We start from the raw sequence: 1,660 nt of genomic DNA, 5'->3' as shown, positions 1-1,660 counted from the left end.
CATTGTGGGTGCCTGTGGGAGCGGGTTCACCCGCGAAGAGGCCCGTACAGGCAGAAATGAAATCCGCTAGTCTTGCTTATCCATTGAAGGAGCCAGTGCATGTTCGAATCCGCCGAAATCGGCCACAGCATCGACAAGGAGGCTTACGACGCCGAGGTACCCGCTTTACGCGAGGCCCTGCTCGAAGCCCAGTACGAACTCAAGCAGCAGGCGCGCTTCCCGGTGATCGTGCTGATCAACGGTATCGAAGGCGCCGGCAAGGGTGAGACGGTAAAGCTGCTCAACGAGTGGATGGACCCGCGCATGATCGATGTGCTCACCTTCGACCAGCAGACCGACGAGGAACTGGCCCGCCCGCCGGCCTGGCGCTACTGGCGGGCCTTGCCGCCGAAGGGGCGCATGGGGGTGTTCTTCGGCAACTGGTACAGCCAGATGCTGCAGGGGCGGGTGCACGGGGTGTTCAAGGATGCCGTGCTCGACCAGGCCATTACCGGCGCCGAACGCCTGGAGCAGATGCTCTGCGACGAAGGCGCGCTGATCATCAAGTTCTGGTTCCACCTGTCCAAGAAGCAGATGAAGGCGCGCCTGAAATCGCTGAAGGACGACCCGCTGCACAGCTGGAAGATCAGCCCGCTGGACTGGCAGCAGTCAGAAACCTACGACCGTTTCGTGCGTTTTGGCGAGCGTGTGCTGCGCCGTACCAGCCGCGACTACGCGCCGTGGCATATCGTCGAAGGGGTCGACCCGCACTACCGCAGCCTGGCGGTAGGGCGCATCCTGCTGGAAAGCCTGCAGGCCGCGCTGGCCAACAACCCCAAGGGCAAGCACCAGGGCAACGTCGCCCCGCTGGGCCGCAGCATCGATGACCGCAGCCTGCTCGGTGCGCTGGACCTGACCCTGCGCCTGGACAAGGCCGACTACCAGGAGCAACTGGTGACCGAGCAGGCACGCCTGGCCGGCCTGCTGCGCCACAAACACATGCGCCGCCACGCCCTGGTGGCAGTGTTCGAAGGCAATGACGCTGCCGGCAAGGGTGGCGCCATCCGCCGTGTGGCAGCCGCGCTGGACCCGCGCCAGTACCGCATCGTGCCGATTGCCGCGCCCACGGAAGAAGAGCGCGCCCAGCCTTACCTGTGGCGGTTCTGGCGGCACATTCCGGCGCGCGGCAAGTTCACCATCTTCGACCGCTCCTGGTATGGCCGGGTGCTGGTGGAGCGGGTGGAAGGCTTCTGCACCCCGGCCGACTGGATGCGCGCCTACAGCGAAATCAACGACTTTGAAGAGCAGCTGGTGAATGCCGGCGTGGTGGTGGTCAAGTTCTGGCTGGCGATCGACCAGCAGACCCAGCTGGAGCGCTTTGAAGAGCGTGAACAGATCCCGTTCAAGCGCTACAAGATCACCGAGGATGACTGGCGCAACCGCGACAAGTGGGACGACTACGTGCAGGCGGTGGGCGACATGGTCGACCGCACCAGCAGCGAGATTGCGCCGTGGACCTTGGTGGAGGCCAACGACAAACGCTGGGCCCGGGTGAAGGTGCTGCGCACCATCAACCAGGCGCTTGAGGCGGCGTTTGCCAAGCACAAGAAATAGTCGGGGTTGATGGTGCCTGGTCTGGCCTCTTCGCGGGTAAACCCGCTCCCACAGGGACCCCACAACA

General features: G+C 64.2%; 1 protein-coding gene. It reads left to right on the top strand.

The genetic code is table 11. The annotated features are described in order from the left end of the window. The first annotated feature begins 99 nt into the window (after positions 1–99). Positions 100–1,593: a polyphosphate:AMP phosphotransferase gene (gene pap / locus IAE39_RS29405; RefSeq protein ID WP_201207954.1), complete on the top strand. Its 1,494-nt coding sequence runs from the start codon at positions 100–102 to the stop codon at positions 1,591–1,593. Positions 1,594–1,660: the final 67 nt, after the last annotated feature.

The sequence above is a fragment of the Pseudomonas sp. S37 genome, assembly GCF_016658545.1.
Taxonomy (GTDB): Bacteria; Pseudomonadota; Gammaproteobacteria; order Pseudomonadales; family Pseudomonadaceae; genus Aquipseudomonas.
This window is presented reverse-complemented; position numbering and strand designations above follow the sequence as displayed.

Coding starts and splice junctions, on each gene's coding strand:
- pap (WP_201207954.1), top strand. CDS start 100: ATGTTCGAATCCGCCGAAATCGGCCACAGCATCGACAAGGAGGCTTAC.